Here is a 16,358-nt window from a genome sequence, read left to right on the forward strand (position 1 = left end):
GGTCCTTACGGGGCCTGGAAGGCAGGATCGTTGCCGGTGGCGGCCATGAGTTCGGCGGGCTTGGCGCCGCGTTCGAAGTGTCCGACGATGCGGCCGCGATCGAGTACAAGCGAACGGTCGCTGATGCCGGCGACTTCCTCGACATCGGAGGAGAGGATCAGCACGGCATAGCCCCGGTTCGCGAGCTCGCGCAGCTTGCCGTAGATCTCGCGCCGGGCGCCGACATCGACGCCGCGGGTCGGTTCTTCGAGGATCAGCAGCTTGACGCCCTCGACCAGCCAGCGGGCGATGCAGACCTTCTGCTGGTTGCCGCCGGAAAGAGTGCGGATCTTCTGCTCGGGGCCGCGCGTGCGGATGCCGAGTTCGCCGATCCAGCGGATGGCGTGCTGGGCCTCTTCGGCCTGCGACATGAACAGGCCGCGCTCGAAGCGTTCCTCGAAGGGGAGGGCGATGTTCTCGCGCACGGTCAAGTCGGCGATGATGCCTTCCTTCTTGCGCTCGGCGGCGACGAAGCCGATGCCGGCGAGCTTGCCGTTGCGGGCGCTCATCGGCCGGTAGCTCTGGCCACCGAGGCGGACTTCGGCCGTCTTCAGGGGGCCGAGTGCGCCATAAAGTGCGCGGCCGAGCACTTCGACGCCGGAACCGACGAGCCCGAAAATGCCGAGGATTTCGTTCTGGTGCAGGCTGAAGGCGACGTCCTCGAGCTTGCGCGGGATGGTGAGCTTCTCGACGTTGAGGATCTCGGCGCCGGCGACGCCGGGCGTGCCGACGTCGTAGAGGTCATCGACCGTATTGCCGAGCATGGCGGCCAGTACTTCGGCGCGCTTGGTGTCGGCAGTGATGAAGGTGCCGGCATTGCGGCCGTCGCGCAGCACGACGATGCGGTCGGAGATCTCGAACACCTCGGAAAGGTAGTGCGAGATATAGATGACGGAGACCTTGTTCTCCTTCAGGCGGCGGATGATCTTGAAGATCATCTTCGCTTCCTGCTCGGTCAGCGCCGCCGTCGGCTCGTCCATGACGAGAATGCGCGCCTTGCCGGCCAGGGCTCTTGCGATCTCGACGATGCGCTGCTCGGCAACCGAAAGCCGCTTCACCAGCATGTCGGGCAGGATGTTGGCGAAGCCCAACTGGTCGAGCAGTTCGCGCGAGCGGATGCGCATCGCGTCCTTGTCGACCTGCTTGATGCCGAACTTGCGCTTTAGCGGCATGTCGCCGAGGAAGATGTTCTCCGCCACCGTCATATCCGGCATGACGGAGATTTCCTGTGGCAGCAGTTTTACGCCCGAGGCGACGGCCGCGGCCGGATCCTTGAAATCGACCGCTTCGCCATCGACCTGGATCGTGCCGCCGTCGCGATTGTAGAGGCCGGTCAGGATCTTCATCAGCGTCGACTTGCCGGCGCCGTTCGAGCCGAGCAGGGCGACGACTTCGCCGGGGTCGACGGTCAGGTCGACATCCGTAAGCACGGGCACGCGTCCGAAGGACTTGCCGATGCCGTGCATGCCGAGGCGGGGAGCGGTGGTCGCCATGCGGCCCTTCCTGGAATGTTGAGAAAACGGCGGACGCCGGAGCGCCCGCCGAAAGATCCGATCAGTTGGTCGGGATCAGGTTCTGGTAGTCGGCGAGATCCGGCAGCGTGCGGATCTCGGCCAGGTGCTTTTCGAAAGCTTCCTGCGGGAAGGTGAACTGGATCGGGTCCTTGCCCTTGGCGCAGGCGAACTTGTCGTAGAACGTGCAGACATTGTCCTTGGTGACCATGACGTGGTTGACCAGGACCGTGTCCGGCACTTCCTTGCCGGCCAGCTGCATCAGCGCCAGCGGAATGAGATAATTGCCGTAGCGCTCGGGGAAGTAGCCGACCGACGACACGAAGGCGGGCTCGTCCGCCATGGTCTGGATTTCGTCGGCGCCCATGCCGACGACGATCAGGTCTGCCTCGCGGCCGGCCTGCTTGACGGCGCGGAGCATGCCGGTCGCCGCCTGGTCGTTGATCGCCGTCACCATGATCGGCGCGCCCTCGGGAATGCGCCCGATGACGTTGTTCATCTGGGTGAAGCTCTCTTCGAGCGTGTTCTTGGTGTCGATCTTGATGATGTGATCGTCCGCGAAGCCCTCGACGGCGGCCTTGAAGCCGGCGACCTGGCCGCCGGTGCGCATGGCCGGGATTGCGCCCGACTGCGGCAGTTCACCGACGACGAAGAAGCCTTCCTTGACCTTGTCGGCGCCGAACTTGGCAATCGCCGCCTGGCCGAGATAGGCACCGCCCATGAAGCCGGAGCGGGGATTGTTGGCGCCGAAGAAGGTCGCGCCCGGCATCGGGATGTCGATCGCCACCACCTTGGTGTTGGCCTCGTTCATCTGCTGCATGATGGTGGCGCCGAAATTGGCGTCGGTCTGGAATTCGGTGACGTGATCGACCTGGCGCTGCAGGAAGCTCTGCGCGTTGGCGAGAGCGGTCGCGCCGTCGAGACGGTTGTCCGTGATCTGCAGGTCGACGCCGGCTGCCTTGGCGTTTTCGACCATGCCGTTCTCAACCTTCAGGCAGAACGACACGTCGCGCTGCAGGTTGGCGAAGCCGAGAACGAGGTTCTTGCCGTTGTTGGGCTTATGGGCCGCGGTGGCATCGGCCACCATGGCCTTGAGCTGGTCGGCGCTGAGCATGGCGCCGTCGAATTTCGCCGGGTCGAAGCCGTGGAAATCCTCGGCATAAGCCGCGCTGCCGAGCAGAAGCGACATGACCGCGAAGCTGGCGACGCGGCGCATGGAATGGAACGGAGTCCGAGCGTGCATGGAAAAGTCTCCTCCCTCAAAGAGCATTTTGAATTGGTAAGGCCAATTTCTTGGCGGCAAAACTGGCACGACATTTCGGATGACGCAAGGGTCAGTTTGCAATAATTGGCCTGACCAATTCGATTGACGACCTCCCGGTTTTGAATCTAGCCTTGCTGCAAACGACCGCGCGGCAAGCACGGTCAGAGGGAGGAAACTGCATGCGTCTCGGCGGAGCTGAGTGCTTTGTGCTGCGTTGGCCGGAGCCGAATGATTTCAACCACGACCGGATGACGCTGCTGGTCCGGGTCGATACGGCCGAGGGCATTTCCGGCTGGGGCGAGGCGATCGCCATGTGGCCGGAGGCGCTGCGCGCCACTGAAACCATCATCCGTGACGGCCTGCTTCCGGTGCTGGCCGAGCGCGATCTCGGCGATGTCGAAGGCTGCTGGCAGGCGATGAAAAATCATTGCTGGTGGTATGGCGAGGGTGGCATTGCGTCGATGGCGATCTCGGCGCTCGACATGGCGCTCTGGGACATCAAGGCGAAGGACGCCGGCAAGCCGCTGGTCGAGCTGTTTGGCGCGCATCACCAATCCTTGCCGGTCTGCGCCAGCCTGCATGTGAACCAGGCGACGATCGAGGACAGTGTTCGCGAGATAGCGGGCCACATCGCCGGCGGCTTCCGTTCGACCAAGCTTGGCCTTGGAAAACGCGGGCTTTCGAAGGCCGGCCGCGATCCCGATTACGACGTGGCGCTGGTCGCGGCGCTGCGCGAGGCGATCGGGCCGGAGGCCGGCATCATGGTCGATGCCGGCAACGGCACGAAATGGGATCTCGACACCGCCATCCGCACTGTGAAGCGCATGGAAGAGTCTGGCATCGCCTGGATCGAGGAACCTTTCCTGCCCAGCCGGGTGGCCGATCATGTCGCGCTGAAGGCGGCGATCTCGACGCCGGTCGCGGTCGGCGAGCGCGAATTCACGGTCGCCGGCTATCAGCGCTGGCTCGATACCGGCGCTGCCGATGTGCTCGGTCTTGATCCCGCTCGCATCGAAGGTGTCACCGGCTTCCGCAAGGCGGCTGCGGTGATCGAGGCGGCCGGCAAGACGGTCAACGCGCATGCCTGGAGCACGGCGGTGCTGACCGGCGCAAGCCTGCATCTGTCGCTGGCCTCGAAGGCAGCCGAGCTTTTCGAGCTGAAGCCACTGGTCGGGCCGATGCAGTTCGAGCTGATCGACGAGCCTTTCTGGCATGAGAACGGCCTGATTTCCGCCCCAAGCCGCCCCGGCCACGGCGCCGAGCCGCGCGCCGATGTGCTGGCCAAGTATCGCGTGAATTGAGGCGGGTGGCGGAATGGCGAAGTCCCTCACCCCAACCCTCTCCCGCGAGCGGGAAAGGGGGCAGGTCGAGCCGGTCTCGATGCCTCCGCCACGCCGCCCGAGAAGCCCTCGCCCGCTTGCGGGAGAGGGTTGGGTGAGGGGCTTGCTTGAGCTTTCTCCATGGGAAGGACTGAGGCGCGGTCGCCAAAACTCCGTCATCCCTGCGAAAGCAGGGATCCATTCAGCAGAAGCCTCGCCGAAATCACTTCCGGTGTCGCGGCGGTATGGATCCCTGCTTTCGCAGGGATGACGGCGAGGGTGGGGATACGGCGGAGGCAGGGCTGAGGCATCAACCCAGGCCCGGCCTCGAAGTCCGGTCCGGGTCCTCGGCGAGATGATTTGGGTTGTCGCGGCGCGCCGTCATTCGCAACTGCGCGAAGTTTCTGCGGTCAGACGTGAGGGGGAGAATTGAGATGGCTCGTGCCGAGGAAAGCCCGATGAAAGCCGTGATGGTCTATGGCGATTCCAATAGCTGGGGCGCGGAGCCGCAGCCGGAGCGTGGCGTCGGCGGCCGGTTTGCGCCGGATGTGCGCTGGCCCGGCGTGCTGCAGCAGAAGCTTGGCGATGGCGTGCAGGTGATCGCCGAGGGCCTGAACGGCCGCACCACCTGCGTCGATGATCCCGTCGAGGGGCATCACAAGAATGGCGCGCGCTTCCTGCAGGTGGCGATCGAGACGCACATGCCGCTCGACCTCGTCATTATCAAGCTCGGCACCAACGATCTGAAGGCGCGGCTTTCGATGCAGGCGGGCGACATCGCCGATGGCGCGGTCCGGCTTGCCGACATCGTGCTCGGTTCGGCCACGGGCCCGCAGGGCAGGGCGCCCAAGGTACTGCTGGTCGTCCCCGCGCCGATCTCGAAGCTCGGCTGGCTGACGGAGATGTTCGAGGGCGGCACGGAAAAATCGCTGAAGCTCGCCGCCGAATTTTCGCGTGCAACAAAGGGGCGAAGCATTGCGGTGTTCGATGCCGGCACGGTGATCGCCTCCAGCGAGATCGACGGCATTCATCTGGATGCCGAAGCGCATCGCACGCTCGGCGAGGCGCTGGCCGCCCGCGTTCAAGAAATCCTGGCCGATTGAGGGGCACGAAAATCATGGCGCATGACACGCTCAAGGTCGGCCTGTTCGGCATCGGCCTCAACGCCTACTGGCCGCAATTCGCAGGCCTGGAGCCGCGTCTGCGCGGCTATGTCGATCGGGTGGCCGAGAAGCTGGCGCGGCCGGGCGTCGAGATCGTCAATCTCGGCCTGATCGACGACCCGGAAAAGGCGATGGACGCCGGGCACCAGTTCCGCACCGCCGATGTCGACCTGATCTTCCTGCATGTGACGACCTATGCGGTCTCCTCGACGGTGCTGCCTGTCGTGCAGCGGGCCAAGGTTCCCGTCGTCATCCTGAACCTGCAGCCGGAAGCGGCGATCGATTACGCCAGCTTCAACGCGCTCGACGATCGCACGAAGATGACCGGCGAATGGCTCGCCTTCTGTGCCGCCTGCCCGGTGCCGGAGATCGCCAATGTCTTCCGCCGTTCGGGCATTGATTTCCATCAGGTGACTGGCGTGCTCGACGGCGATGCGCATGTCGACCGCGAGATCGAGGCCTGGATCGAGGCGGCGCGCGTCGCCTATGTCATGTCGCATAACCGTCTCGGCCTGATGGGCCGCTATTACAACGGCATGCTCGACATCTATTCCGACACGACGGCGCAGGTGGCGACCTTTGGCGGCCATCTGGAGATCGTCGAGATCGACGAACTGGCGGAACTGCGCAAATCGGTGACGGAGATCGAGACGGCGGGACGCGTCGACGCCTTTCGCGGCGAATTCGACATCCAGCCCGATTGCGACCCGGCCGAGTTGTCTCGCGCGGCGCGGACGTCTGTTGCGCTCGATCGGCTGGTGGCGAAGCACAAGCTCGGTTCGCTCGCCTACTACTATGAATCGACGCCCGGCCATGACCATGAGGATGTGATTTCCTCAGTCATCCTCGGCTGTTCCTATCTGACGGCGCGCGGCGTGCCGGTGGCGGGCGAATATGAGGTGAAGAACGCCCAGGCGATGAAGATCCTCGACACCTTCGGCGTCGGCGGCTCGTTCACCGAGTATTACGGCATCGATTTCAACGACGACATCGTGCTGATGGGCCATGACGGCCCCGGCCACACCAGGATTGCCGAAGGCAAGACCAAGGTGCGGCCGCTGAAGGTTTATCACGGCAAGGTCGGCTCGGGCGTCAGCGTAGAGATGTCTGTGAAGCACGGCCCGGTGACGCTGCTCTCGGTCGCCGAGGATGGCGCCGGCAAGCTGAAGCTGGTGGTGGCGGAGGCCGAATCGGTGCCGGGACCGATTCTCGAGATTGGCAACACCAACAGCCGCTATCGCTTCCCGATCGGCTCCAGAAAGTTCGTCGAGACGTGGAACGCCGAATGCCCGGCGCATCATTGTGCCATCGGCACCGGCCACATCGCCGACCGGATCGAAAAGCTCGGCCTGCTGCTCGGCATCCGGACGGTAAAGGTCTGCTAGGGCAGCTATGAAACTGCGCTCTCCACCTCTCCCTCAGGGAGAGGTGGAAACGAGGCAGGCCGACCGGGCGTTGCCCGGCTCTACGGCGTGATCGCGACCTTCAGCACGCCGTCGCGCTGGTGGCCGAACAGGTCGTAGGCCGCTTCGATGTCGTCGAGCTTGAAGCGGTGGGTGACCAGCGACTTCAGGTCGACCCGGCCGGAGGCGACGACGTTCATCAGCCGGCGCATCCGCTCCTTGCCGCCGGGGCAGAGCGAGGTGATGATCTTGTTGTCGCCGAGGCCGGCCGAAAAGGCGCTGAGCGGGATCGTCAGGTCGCTCGAATAGACGCCGAGGCTCGACAGCGTGCCGCCGGGGCGGAGCACGCGCAGCGCCGATTCGAAGGTGCCCTGGGTTCCGAGAGCCTCGATCGCCACGTCGACGCCGCGTCCGTCGGTGAGCTTCATGATCTGCTCGACCGGGTCGCCCTTCTTGAAATCGACGACGATGTCGGCGCCGAGTTTCTTGGCGACTTCGAGGCGGGCCGGCACGGTGTCGACGCCGATGATGGTGGTGGCGCCCATCAGCTTGGCGCCGGCGACGGCGCAAAGTCCGATCGGGCCAAGCGCGAAGACGACGACCGTGTCGCCGATCTTGACGCCGCCGCTCTCGGCGCCGGCAAAGCCCGTCGACATGATGTCGGGGCACATCAGGATCTCTTCGTCCGACAGCCCTTCGGCGACCGGGCTAAGATTGGCGGCGGCGTCGGGCACCAGCACGTATTCGGCCTGGCAGCCATCGATCGAATTGCCGAACTTCCAGCCACCGGTCGCCTTGAAGCCATGCTTGGTGCCGGGGCCGTCCTGCGAGCCGCAGCCGCACAGGCAGGCATAGCTGTGGCCGCTCGGCGTGATGGCGCCGGCGATGACGCGCTGGCCCTCGGTGTAACCCTCGACGGCCGAGCCGAGCTTTTCGATGATGCCGACCGGCTCATGGCCGATGGTCAGGCCCTTGGCGACGGGATATTCGCCCTTGAGGATGTGGATGTCGGTGCCGCAGATCGTCGTCGTCGTGATGCGCATCAGCGCGTCGCGCGGGCCGACATCGGGGATCGGTTTCTCGTCGAGCACGATACGACCCGGCTCGACGAAGATGGCGGCTTTCATGCGTGGCATCTGGACCTCCTGCTACCCGATGGAAGGCGGCAGGATAGCGGAGTGATGCGACAGCCGAATTGATACGCGTCAAGGTAACAGCAAGTTGATGCCGCCACCCTGCCGGGTGGGCTCAGCCCTTGGCGGCAGGCGCATCGTCGGGCGAAGTCGTCTCGACACGGGAAGGGGCTTTACCGCTCAGCGCTTGCGGCATGTCGACCTTGCCTTCCGTGCGATCGCGATAGATCGCGGCGCGGGCCAGAAGCATCAGCGTGACGGGCGTCGTCACGGTGACGAAGAGCGTGATCAGCACTTCATGCAAGGCAATCCGCGATTGCAGCACGGAGAAGTACAGCATCGACGCGATGAGGATGCCGCCGGCGCCGCAGGTGGTGCCCAGTGTCGGCGCATGAACGCGCTCGTAAAAGCTCTGGAACCGCACGAGGCCGATCGTGCCGAGAAGGGTGAGCCCGGAGCCGACCAGCAGCAGCAGCGAGACCAGGATGGCCGCCCAGAGGGGGAAGTCGTCGAGGCCGGTCATTCGATCACCTCGCCGCGCATCAGGAATTTTGCAAGGGCCGCGGTCGATACGAAGGCCAGTAGCGCGATGACGAGCGCGGCCTCGAAATAGATCGTGCTGCCATTGCGGATGCCGAAGGTGAGGACGAGCAGCATCGCGCCGACATAGAGTGCATCGAGGCCGAGCACGCGATCCTGCGCGCGCGGGCCGCGCAAGACGCGAAAGGTGGCGCAGCTCATCGCGGCGACCAGCATCCATTGCGACAAGGTCAGGGACCAGAGCAGGATCGTCGAGCTCATTCGAAGATCTCCATCAGGAGCCGGGCATAGCGGTTGCGGATCGTATCGATCCAGACAGCCTCATCGACCAGATCCAGGACATGGATCATCAACTGGCCGTTCTCGGCATGATACTCGATCCAGGCTGTGCCGGGCGTGGCGGTCAGGACGCAGGCGAGCACCGCCAGCGCGGTCCGGTCGCGCAGATCGAGAGGGATGACGACGAAACCCGGCGTCCGCTTCCGGCTCTTGCCTCGCAGGATGATGCCGGCAACCGCGATGTTGGAGCGGAAGATGTCTCCGAACACCCGAAAGAACAGAACGGGGATCAAGTCCCAGCGGCGAATGCGCGGCTTGGCCGGCTGCAGCGCCGCCATCGCCCAGGACGCGCCATAGGCGAAGATCGTGCCGAGGATCAGGTGGCCGAGCGAGAAGCTGTTCAGCAGCAGCCACATCAGGATCAGCGAGGCTGTGAGCAGCGGATAGGGCAGCACGCGGCTCATGGCGCGGCCTCCTTCGCGGGCGACGGCACGCGCGGCGCCGTCAGGACACCCTGGATATAGGTTTCCGGCGCATGCAGCGATTGGGCCGTCTGTTCCATGTAGCGCATGATCGGGCCGCCGAAGATGGTCTGACCGACGCACAGCATCAGCAGGAAGGCGATCGGCGCGATTTCCATCAGCAGCACGCGCGGCACGCGGCCCTCGATCGGCGCCCAGAAGGTCTGGATGCCGGCGCGGGTGATGGCGATCATCGCGGCGAGGCCTGAAACAACCAGCAGGCCGGCGAAAACCCAGGTCGATAGCGAAAGCGTGCTGCCCTGGGTGAGGCCGTTCGGATTGAACACCGCCGTCAGGATCGCGAACTTGCCGATGAAGCCGGAAAGCGGCGGCAGGCCGGCAAGCAGCAGGCCACAGCTCGCGAAGCAGATGCCGAGGATGACCAGCGTGGCGGGAATGGCGACGCCGACTTCCTCTGCCGCCTCTTCCTCCTCCATGTCGTCGCCATAGGCGTCCATGGTGACGGCGAGAACGTTGGCGGCCGGGTCCTGCACGCGGTCGACCAGTTCGATCAGCAGGAAGAAGGCGCTGACCGCCAGGGTGGAACTCACGAGGTAGAACAGCGCACCGGCCGTCGTCGGGGCATTGGCCATGCCGATCGACGCCAAAAGCGTGCCGGAGGAGACCAGGATGTAGAAACCGGCGAGCCGGCCTTTCGCCTGCGATGCCAGCACGCCGATGATGCCGAAGGCCATGGTCACCATGCCGCCGACCATCAGCCACTCGTCACCAAAGCCGGTCGAAGCGCCGGCCTCGGCTCCAAACAGCAGCGGCGACAAGCGCATCAGCACATAGATGCCGACCTTGCTGAGGATGGCGAAGATAGCGGCGACCGGAGCGGCGGCGGCGTTGTAGGCGGTGGGCAGCCAGAAGCCGAGCGGCCACATGCCAGCCTTGACCAGGAAGGCTATGCCCAGAATGCCGGCGCCGGCGTCGAGCAGCATCCGGTCTGCATCGGGCACGGACGCGATGCGCACGGCGAGATCCGCCATGTTGAGCGTGCCGGTGACGCCATAGATCATGGCGACACCGATCAGGAACAGCGACGACGCCGCCAGATTGATGACGATGTAGTGCAGGCCTGCCTTGACGCGCAGCGGCCCGGAGCCGTGCAGCATCAGGCCGTAGGATGAGGCGAGCAGCACCTCGAAGAAGACGAACAGGTTGAACAGGTCGCCCGTCAGGAAGGCGCCGTTCAGACCCATCAGCAGAAGCTGGAACAGCGTGTGGAAATGCGGGCCGCTCTTGTGCCAGCGCGACAGCGAATAGATCAGCGCCGGCAGCGCCAGAAGCGAGGTCAAAACCAGCATCAGTGCCGAGAGCCGGTCGAGCACCAGCACGATGCCGAACGGCGCCGGCCAGTTGCCGAGCAGGTAGACGCTGGCAGTCTCCGTATTCGCAGCGGTCGGCGTATTGGCCAGGTCGAGCAGGGCCAAGGCTACCAGCCCGAGGCAGATGGTGGAGACGACGTTGATCGTCGCCTTCAGCTTGTGCCGTCGCTCGTCGAACATCAGCAGCAGCGCGCCGGTGACGAGCGGCAGCAGCACCGGGATTATGACGAGATGATCCAGCCAGCCCATCAATTCGGCTCCCGGCCATCGACGTGATCGCTACCGGTCAACCCGCGCGAAACGAGCAGCACGACGAGGAACAACGCGGCGGTGGCGAATCCGATGACGATGGCGGTCAGGACGAGTGCCTGGGGAATGGGATCGGCATAGTCGGCGGGATTTACCGGCCCTCCCGAAGCCAGCACGGGAGGGGCGGCGACCTTCAGCCGGCCCATCGAGAAGATGAAGAGATTGACGCCATACGCGATCAAGGACAGCCCGATGATGAGCTGGTAGGTGCGCGGCCGGAACAGCAGCCAGACGCCCGAACCGATCAAAACGCCGATGCCAATGGAGAGGACGAGTTCCATCAGGAGGCCTCCCCGCTGGTGCTGGGAGACGGCCGTGGCGCGCGCAGGCGGCGGATCGACTGGTGGGCAAGAGCGATCAACATCAGGGTCGTGGCGCCAAGAACGAGGGAGAAAACGCCAAAATCGAACAGCAGCGCGGTTGCCGCCGGAACAGCGCCGATCCAAGGCAGTTCGATATATTGCGAATGCGTGGTCAGGAACGGATAGCCGAGCACCCAGGAGCCGGAGCCGACGACGACTGCCAGCAGCAACCCGATGCCGATCCAACGGACCGGCAGCACGCGGAGCCTGTCTTCGACCCAGACCGTTCCGGCGGCCATGTATTGCAGGATGAAGGCTGCCGCCATCGCGATGCCGGCCGCGAAACCGCCACCCGGCAGATCATGACCGCGCATGAAAAGGTAAGCGGCGAAAACGATGATGACCGGGAACAACCACTGCATGATGACGGCCGGGACCAGCAGATAGTCGCTGACCGTGTCGCCGAGCTTGCGATCCGGACGGGCGTCGTCATCCGCGTTCTGGATCCGCTGCTGCTCGGGTGACTCGACGCTATCTTCAGCCGGACGGAAACGGCGCAGCAAGGCGTAGACCGTCAGCGCCACGACGCCGAGGACGGTCATTTCGCCCATCGTGTCGAAGCTGCGGAAATCGACCAGGATGACGTTGACCACATTGCGGCCGCCGCCTTCCGTATACGCCTTCTCCAGGAAGTAGTTGGAGATCGTCTCCGGCGTCGCGCGCGTCATGATCGCGTAGGCGATGAGGGTCATGCCGGTGCCGGCAGCCGCTGCAAAGGCCAGGTCGCGATAGCGGCGCAGCTTGGCGGACAGCGTCACTTCGCTGGCGACGATTTCCTTGGAGCGCTGCGGCAGCCAGCGCAGGCCGAGCAGGATCAACACGGTGGTGACGACCTCGACCAGCAGCTGCGTGACAGCGAGATCGGGTGCGGAGAACCACAGGAAGGTGATGCAGGTGACGAGGCCGGCGCCGCCGAGCAGGACAAGCGCGACGAGACGGTGGAACTTTGCCTGCCAGGCAGCGCCGATGGCGCAGGTGATGCCGATCGCCCACAGCACGACGAAGGCCGGATCGGCGCCGGCAAGCGTCAGCTTGTCGTGATTGAAGCCGAGGACGGTCAGCGGCCAGGCGGCGGCGATCAGCGCCACCAGCACCAGCAGCCGAAGCTGCGGTTGCAGCCGGCGGGTGCCGAGATGGCCTTCCAGGAAGCGAGCCCAGCGCCAGGACATGGTGACCATGGCGCGCTCGAAGATGCGCTGGCCCTTGAGGCGACGGAAATAGGGCGGGCCTTCCTCTGATGTGGCGAGGTAGTTCTTCAGGAAGGCGAACAGGACCAGGCCGACGGCGAGGGCGCCGAGGCTCATGATCAGCGGCAGGTTGAAGCCATGCCAGATGGCGAGGCTGTATTCCGGCGTGCGGTTGCCGAGCACCGAGGTGACGGCGGTGTGGAGATATGGCCCGATGGTGTAGCCGGGAAGCGTGCCGACGACGAGGCAGGCGAGCACCAGCAGCAGGATCGGGAAGCGCATCCAGAACGGCGGCTCATGCGGCGTGCTCGGCAGATCGGTCGGCGGCGGGCCGAAGAAGGTGCCGTGGATGAAGCGGATCGAATAGGCGACGGCAAAGGCACTGCCGACGAAGGCGGCATAGGGAGCGGCCGTGTCGAGGATCGAACTGACATGCGTTTCGATCGTCTCGGCGAAGAACATTTCCTTCGACAGGAAGCCGTTCAGGAGCGGCACGCCCGCCATCGCGGCGCTCGCCACCATGGCCAGCGTCGCCGTGAACGGCATGAAGCGGAACAGGCCGCTCAGCTTGCGCATGTCGCGCGTGCCGGTCTCGTGATCGATGATGCCGGCGGCCATGAACAGCGACGCCTTGAAGGTGGCGTGGTTCATCATGTGGAAGATGGCGGCGACGGCGCCAAGCGGGCTGCCGAGGCTCAGCAGCATCGTGATCAGGCCGAGATGGCTGATGGTCGAATAGGCGAGCAGGCCTTTGATGTCCTGCTGGAAGATGGCGAAATAGGCCCCGAGCACGAACGACATCATGCCGGAGAGGCCGACGATCCAGAACCACTCCTCCGTGCCGGCCAGGACCGGCCAGAACCGCGCCAGAAGGAAGACGCCGGCCTTCACCATCGTCGCCGAATGCAGGAACGCCGAGACGGGGGTCGGCGCCGCCATGGCATTGGGCAGCCAGAAATGGAACGGGAACTGGGCGCTCTTGGTCAGCGCGCCAAGCAGGATGAAGCAGAGCGTCGGCACATAGAGCGGATGCTCGCGGATCAGGTCGCCCGATGCCAGCACGGCGTCCAACTCGTAGCTGCCGACGATGTGGCCGATCAGCAGCACGCCGGTCAGCAGCCCGAGGCCGCCAATGCCGGTGATCGTCAGCGCCATGCGCGCGCCGTCACGCGCGCCGGCATTGTGATGCCAGTAGCCGATCAGCAGGAAGGAGAAGATGCTCGTCATTTCCCAGAACACGACGAGCAGGATCAGATTGCCCGACAGCACGATGCCGAGCATGGAGCCCATGAAGGCGAGGAAAAACGAAAAGAAGCGCGGCACCGGGTCTTCCGGCGACATGTAATAGCGGGCGTAAAGCACCACCAGCAGCGCGATGCTGGTGATCAGCATCGCGAACATCCACGCGAATCCGTCCATCCGCAGCGAGAAATTCAGGCCAAGCGCCGGAATCCAGTCGATCTCGTTGCGAACGGCGCCAAGCGACGCGACGGGGGAATAGAGGGCGATGGCGAGGACGAGGCAGACCAGCGTGACCGCGCCGGCAAGGGCGGCTGCTGCGGTGCGGGAGCTTGTGGGGAGTGCCGCAGCGAGGATGCTTCCGGCGAACGGCAGGCCGACCATCAGAATTAGCGATGTGTCGTCCATCATTCTATGCCGTGGCCCGCTCGAACACAGGCCCCATTGCCTGATCTCACCCATTATGGTTGACTTGGGGGACGTTAGGCAAGGCTTTGAAACGATGAATTTGCTTCCAGAGCAATGTCGGGCGGCGCGAGGACTGCTTAATTGGACCCAGGAGCACCTGGCGACCGTGGCAGGTGTGTCGCGCAGCACGATCAAGGACTTCGAGTGCAACCGGCACGCCATTCACCGCGCCACGGAAGCCCTTTTGATTCGCGCATTCGAGGAGGGTGGGGTCCGGCTGATTCCCGCCCAGGGCGAGGGGCCGGGCGTCCGCCTGAGCTGCCGCTACGACAACGCGCAGCCCAACACGATCAACTGACCCATCGTTGCCGCGAACTCCGTATTTCACCTCTCCCTTACCCGTCTGAGTCTGTACCGCGCCTGTCAGGGATAGTTCGGTCGCGGCCGAAACTTCCGCCGTTCGGATCCCGCTATAAGCCGTGAGACAACCGTGCGGGAAGGCAGCGAATGACCGGCAAGACGAACCTGGCCAGCCAGGGGAACGGAACCAAATCGAACGTGGCGAGGGAGCTCGCGCTTCTGCTCCTGCTTTCGACGCTCTGGGGCGCGTCTTACACGTTCATCAAGATCGGGGTCGAATCGATCCCGCCCGTGACGCTGATCGCGGTCCGAACCCTGATCGCCGGAACCATCCTGCTCGCGATCCTCCGCTTGCGCGGGCTTTCGCTGCCGAGGGATCGGCAGACATGGAAGCGCTTCCTGCTTCAGGCGTGCCTGAATAGCGTCGTACCCTTCACGCTGATCGCCTGGGCGCAGCAAACGACCGAGGCGGGTCTTGCCAGCATCCTGAACTCGACGACGCCGGTGTTCGCCTTCCTGCTGACATGGCTTGTCACGCGGCACGAGGCCGTGACCGGGCGAAAGCTGTTCGGGGTCGGTGCTGGACTGATCGGAATTTGCCTGATCGTCGGCGTGCAGGCGCTATCCGGGATCGGGCACCAGCTTGTGGCGCAACTCGCCATCGTCGCCGCCACGGTCTGTTATGCGGGGGCGGCGATCTTCGGCAAGAACTTCAAGGGTCTCGATCCAATGATGCCGGCGGCGGGCTCGCTGATCTGCGGCGCGGCGCTGCTGGTCCCCGTGAGTCTCATCGTGGATCGGCCATGGACGCTGGCGCCATCGATGCCATCGATGCTGGCGCTCCTCGCCCTGTCGGTGTTTTCGACGGCGCTTGCCTTCGTGATCTATTTCCGGCTGGTCCAGACGCTCGGATCGGTCGGGACAACGGCACAGGCCTATTTGCGGGTGCCGATCGGCGTGGCGATCGGCGCGGTGGTTCTGGGCGAGACGCTGTCGCCGGTGGCCTGGTTCGGCCTCGCCTTTGTCGTCGCAGGCGTCATCGCGATGACCATACCCGCCCGCAAGGGGATCAAGCCCGTTCTGCGGCCGGTCGATCTGATCCAGCGGCCGTGACAAAAAAAGGGCTGCCGCACGATCGTGCGGCAGCCCTTCAACATGGATGTGGCAGTCGATCTTACTTCGTGGCTGCCAGGATGGGAGCCAGATCGAGCTTGGCGCCCATGTACTTCTCGAAGATCGTGGAGAGCGAGCCGTCGGCGGCGCCCTTCTCGACCCAGCCGCGGAGCCAGGCCTTCAGCTCGGGCTCGTTCTGGCGCAGGCCGATACCGAGCGGCTGCTGGACGACTTCGGCCTTGGGCTCGAGTTCCTTGGCCGGGTAGCGCTCAGCCAGCGTCAGGTACATGCCGTAGGGCGCGCACATGGCGTCGACCTGGCCGGACATCAGCGCCGTGATGGTGGTCGCGTCATCGTCGAAGCGGACGAGCTTGGTGTCGGCCGGAGCCTTCTTCGTCAGCTCGGTGTCCTGCAGGTTGCCGCGGACGACGCCGACGCGCTTGCCGGACAGGTCCTCGAGCGACTTGATCTCGACGCCCTTCGGTCCGAACACGATCAGACGGTTGACCGAGTAGGGGACGAAGTCGACGACCTTGGCGCGCTCCGGGGTGATCGCGAAGGACGAGATGACGATGTCGGTCTTGCCGGTGAGCAGGAACGGCACGCGGTTCGGGCCGGTCACTTCGACGAGCTTGAACTTGACGCCCAGATCCTCGGCCAGCTTCTTGGCGACTTCAACGTCGGCGCCGGCCGGCTTCAGGTCGGCATCGGTCATGCCCCATGGCGGCGCGCCGAGGTCGATGGCGATGGCGATTTCGCCCTTGGCCTTGATGTCGGCCAGCAGGTCTGCCTTGGCGACACCGGCGACGCCGATGGCCATGGTCGCGGCAAGCGCGACGCGGGTCAGAAACTTCATAACACTACCTCCAGTTAAAAC

General features: G+C 64.7%; 15 protein-coding genes. 5 read left to right on the forward strand and 10 right to left on the reverse strand.

The window, feature by feature from the left end; all coding sequences use genetic code 11:
• Window positions 1–5: 5 nt before the first annotated feature.
• Both OSH12_RS13385 and OSH12_RS13390 read right to left on the reverse strand, forming a co-directional pair.
• Entirely contained in the window at window positions 6–1,532 is a 1,527-nt protein-coding gene (locus OSH12_RS13385) for a sugar ABC transporter ATP-binding protein (RefSeq protein ID WP_266344071.1), read from the reverse strand.
• 61 nt (window positions 1,533–1,593) lie between these two features.
• Entirely contained in the window at window positions 1,594–2,793 is a 1,200-nt protein-coding gene (locus tag OSH12_RS13390; protein ID WP_266344072.1) for a sugar ABC transporter substrate-binding protein, read from the reverse strand.
• Between the two features lie 200 nt (window positions 2,794–2,993).
• Here OSH12_RS13390 and OSH12_RS13395 point away from each other — a divergent pair, with 200 nt between their 5' ends.
• From OSH12_RS13395 to OSH12_RS13405, 3 genes are all read left to right on the forward strand, one after another.
• Window positions 2,994–4,115, forward strand: coding sequence for a mandelate racemase/muconate lactonizing enzyme family protein (locus OSH12_RS13395; protein ID WP_266344073.1), 1,122 nt, complete (start codon window positions 2,994–2,996; stop codon window positions 4,113–4,115).
• 452 nt (window positions 4,116–4,567) lie between these two features.
• A complete protein-coding gene (locus OSH12_RS13400) occupies window positions 4,568–5,236 on the forward strand; it encodes an SGNH/GDSL hydrolase family protein (RefSeq protein WP_266344074.1) in 669 nt (222 codons plus the stop codon).
• Between the two features lie 14 nt (window positions 5,237–5,250).
• Window positions 5,251–6,681, forward strand: a complete 1,431-nt coding sequence (locus OSH12_RS13405; RefSeq protein WP_266344075.1) for an arabinose isomerase — start codon at window positions 5,251–5,253, stop codon at window positions 6,679–6,681.
• A gap of 80 nt (window positions 6,682–6,761) precedes the next feature.
• Here OSH12_RS13405 and OSH12_RS13410 read toward each other — a convergent pair whose 3' ends face one another.
• The 7 genes from OSH12_RS13410 to OSH12_RS13440 form a co-directional block, all read right to left on the reverse strand.
• A complete protein-coding gene (locus OSH12_RS13410) occupies window positions 6,762–7,835 on the reverse strand; it encodes an NAD(P)-dependent alcohol dehydrogenase (RefSeq protein ID WP_266344076.1) in 1,074 nt (357 codons plus the stop codon).
• Between the two features lie 112 nt (window positions 7,836–7,947).
• On the reverse strand, window positions 7,948–8,355 hold the full coding sequence (gene mnhG / locus OSH12_RS13415) for a monovalent cation/H(+) antiporter subunit G (protein ID WP_266344077.1): 408 nt from the start codon (window positions 8,353–8,355) through the stop codon (window positions 7,948–7,950).
• On the reverse strand, window positions 8,352–8,633 hold the full coding sequence (locus tag OSH12_RS13420; RefSeq protein ID WP_266344078.1) for a K+/H+ antiporter subunit F: 282 nt from the start codon (window positions 8,631–8,633) through the stop codon (window positions 8,352–8,354). Before OSH12_RS13420 ends, mnhG begins: the two co-directional genes overlap by 4 nt.
• Window positions 8,630–9,115 carry a Na+/H+ antiporter subunit E gene (locus OSH12_RS13425; protein WP_266344079.1) on the reverse strand — a complete coding sequence of 162 codons (486 nt, stop codon included), beginning with the start codon at window positions 9,113–9,115 and terminating at the stop codon, window positions 8,630–8,632. The genes OSH12_RS13420 and OSH12_RS13425 overlap by 4 nt, the downstream gene beginning before the upstream one ends.
• The gene (locus OSH12_RS13430; protein WP_266344080.1) at window positions 9,112–10,752 is read right to left on the reverse strand and encodes a monovalent cation/H+ antiporter subunit D; all 1,641 of its coding nucleotides are present in this window, start codon (window positions 10,750–10,752) and stop codon (window positions 9,112–9,114) included. Before OSH12_RS13430 ends, OSH12_RS13425 begins: the two co-directional genes overlap by 4 nt.
• Window positions 10,752–11,093: a Na+/H+ antiporter subunit C gene (locus tag OSH12_RS13435; protein WP_266344081.1), complete on the reverse strand. Its 342-nt coding sequence runs from the start codon at window positions 11,091–11,093 to the stop codon at window positions 10,752–10,754. The genes OSH12_RS13430 and OSH12_RS13435 overlap by 1 nt, the downstream gene beginning before the upstream one ends.
• On the reverse strand, window positions 11,093–14,011 hold the full coding sequence (locus tag OSH12_RS13440; RefSeq protein ID WP_266344082.1) for a monovalent cation/H+ antiporter subunit A: 2,919 nt from the start codon (window positions 14,009–14,011) through the stop codon (window positions 11,093–11,095). Before OSH12_RS13440 ends, OSH12_RS13435 begins: the two co-directional genes overlap by 1 nt.
• 91 nt (window positions 14,012–14,102) lie before the next feature.
• Between OSH12_RS13440 and OSH12_RS13445 the strand changes: the two genes are divergently transcribed.
• Both OSH12_RS13445 and OSH12_RS13450 read left to right on the forward strand, forming a co-directional pair.
• Window positions 14,103–14,366, forward strand: coding sequence for a helix-turn-helix domain-containing protein (locus tag OSH12_RS13445; protein ID WP_266344083.1), 264 nt, complete (start codon window positions 14,103–14,105; stop codon window positions 14,364–14,366).
• Between the two features lie 149 nt (window positions 14,367–14,515).
• Entirely contained in the window at window positions 14,516–15,481 is a 966-nt protein-coding gene (locus OSH12_RS13450) for a DMT family transporter (protein ID WP_266344084.1), read from the forward strand.
• Window positions 15,482–15,542: 61 nt separating this feature from the next.
• On the opposite strand, the gene OSH12_RS13455 is transcribed toward OSH12_RS13450, so the two are convergent.
• Entirely contained in the window at window positions 15,543–16,337 is a 795-nt protein-coding gene (locus OSH12_RS13455; RefSeq protein ID WP_266344085.1) for a transporter substrate-binding domain-containing protein, read from the reverse strand.
• Window positions 16,338–16,358: the final 21 nt, after the last annotated feature.

The organism is Kaistia terrae (assembly GCF_026344005.1).
Lineage (GTDB): Bacteria > Pseudomonadota > Alphaproteobacteria > Rhizobiales > Kaistiaceae > Kaistia > Kaistia terrae.

Bases quoted from the DNA above. Each gene is read 5' to 3' on its own strand.
- OSH12_RS13385 (WP_266344071.1), bottom strand. From the start codon at position 1,532: ATGGCGACCACCGCTCCCCGCCTCGGCATGCACGGCATCGGCAAGTCC.
- OSH12_RS13390 (WP_266344072.1), bottom strand. From the start codon at position 2,793: ATGCACGCTCGGACTCCGTTCCATTCCATGCGCCGCGTCGCCAGCTTC.
- OSH12_RS13395 (WP_266344073.1), top strand. From the start codon at position 2,994: ATGCGTCTCGGCGGAGCTGAGTGCTTTGTGCTGCGTTGGCCGGAGCCG.
- OSH12_RS13400 (WP_266344074.1), top strand. From the start codon at position 4,568: ATGGCTCGTGCCGAGGAAAGCCCGATGAAAGCCGTGATGGTCTATGGC.
- OSH12_RS13405 (WP_266344075.1), top strand. From the start codon at position 5,251: ATGGCGCATGACACGCTCAAGGTCGGCCTGTTCGGCATCGGCCTCAAC.
- OSH12_RS13410 (WP_266344076.1), bottom strand. From the start codon at position 7,835: ATGCCACGCATGAAAGCCGCCATCTTCGTCGAGCCGGGTCGTATCGTG.
- mnhG (WP_266344077.1), bottom strand. From the start codon at position 8,355: ATGACCGGCCTCGACGACTTCCCCCTCTGGGCGGCCATCCTGGTCTCG.
- OSH12_RS13420 (WP_266344078.1), bottom strand. From the start codon at position 8,633: ATGAGCTCGACGATCCTGCTCTGGTCCCTGACCTTGTCGCAATGGATG.
- OSH12_RS13425 (WP_266344079.1), bottom strand. From the start codon at position 9,115: ATGAGCCGCGTGCTGCCCTATCCGCTGCTCACAGCCTCGCTGATCCTG.
- OSH12_RS13430 (WP_266344080.1), bottom strand. From the start codon at position 10,752: ATGGGCTGGCTGGATCATCTCGTCATAATCCCGGTGCTGCTGCCGCTC.
- OSH12_RS13435 (WP_266344081.1), bottom strand. From the start codon at position 11,093: ATGGAACTCGTCCTCTCCATTGGCATCGGCGTTTTGATCGGTTCGGGC.
- OSH12_RS13440 (WP_266344082.1), bottom strand. From the start codon at position 14,011: ATGATGGACGACACATCGCTAATTCTGATGGTCGGCCTGCCGTTCGCC.
- OSH12_RS13445 (WP_266344083.1), top strand. From the start codon at position 14,103: ATGAATTTGCTTCCAGAGCAATGTCGGGCGGCGCGAGGACTGCTTAAT.
- OSH12_RS13450 (WP_266344084.1), top strand. From the start codon at position 14,516: ATGACCGGCAAGACGAACCTGGCCAGCCAGGGGAACGGAACCAAATCG.
- OSH12_RS13455 (WP_266344085.1), bottom strand. From the start codon at position 16,337: ATGAAGTTTCTGACCCGCGTCGCGCTTGCCGCGACCATGGCCATCGGC.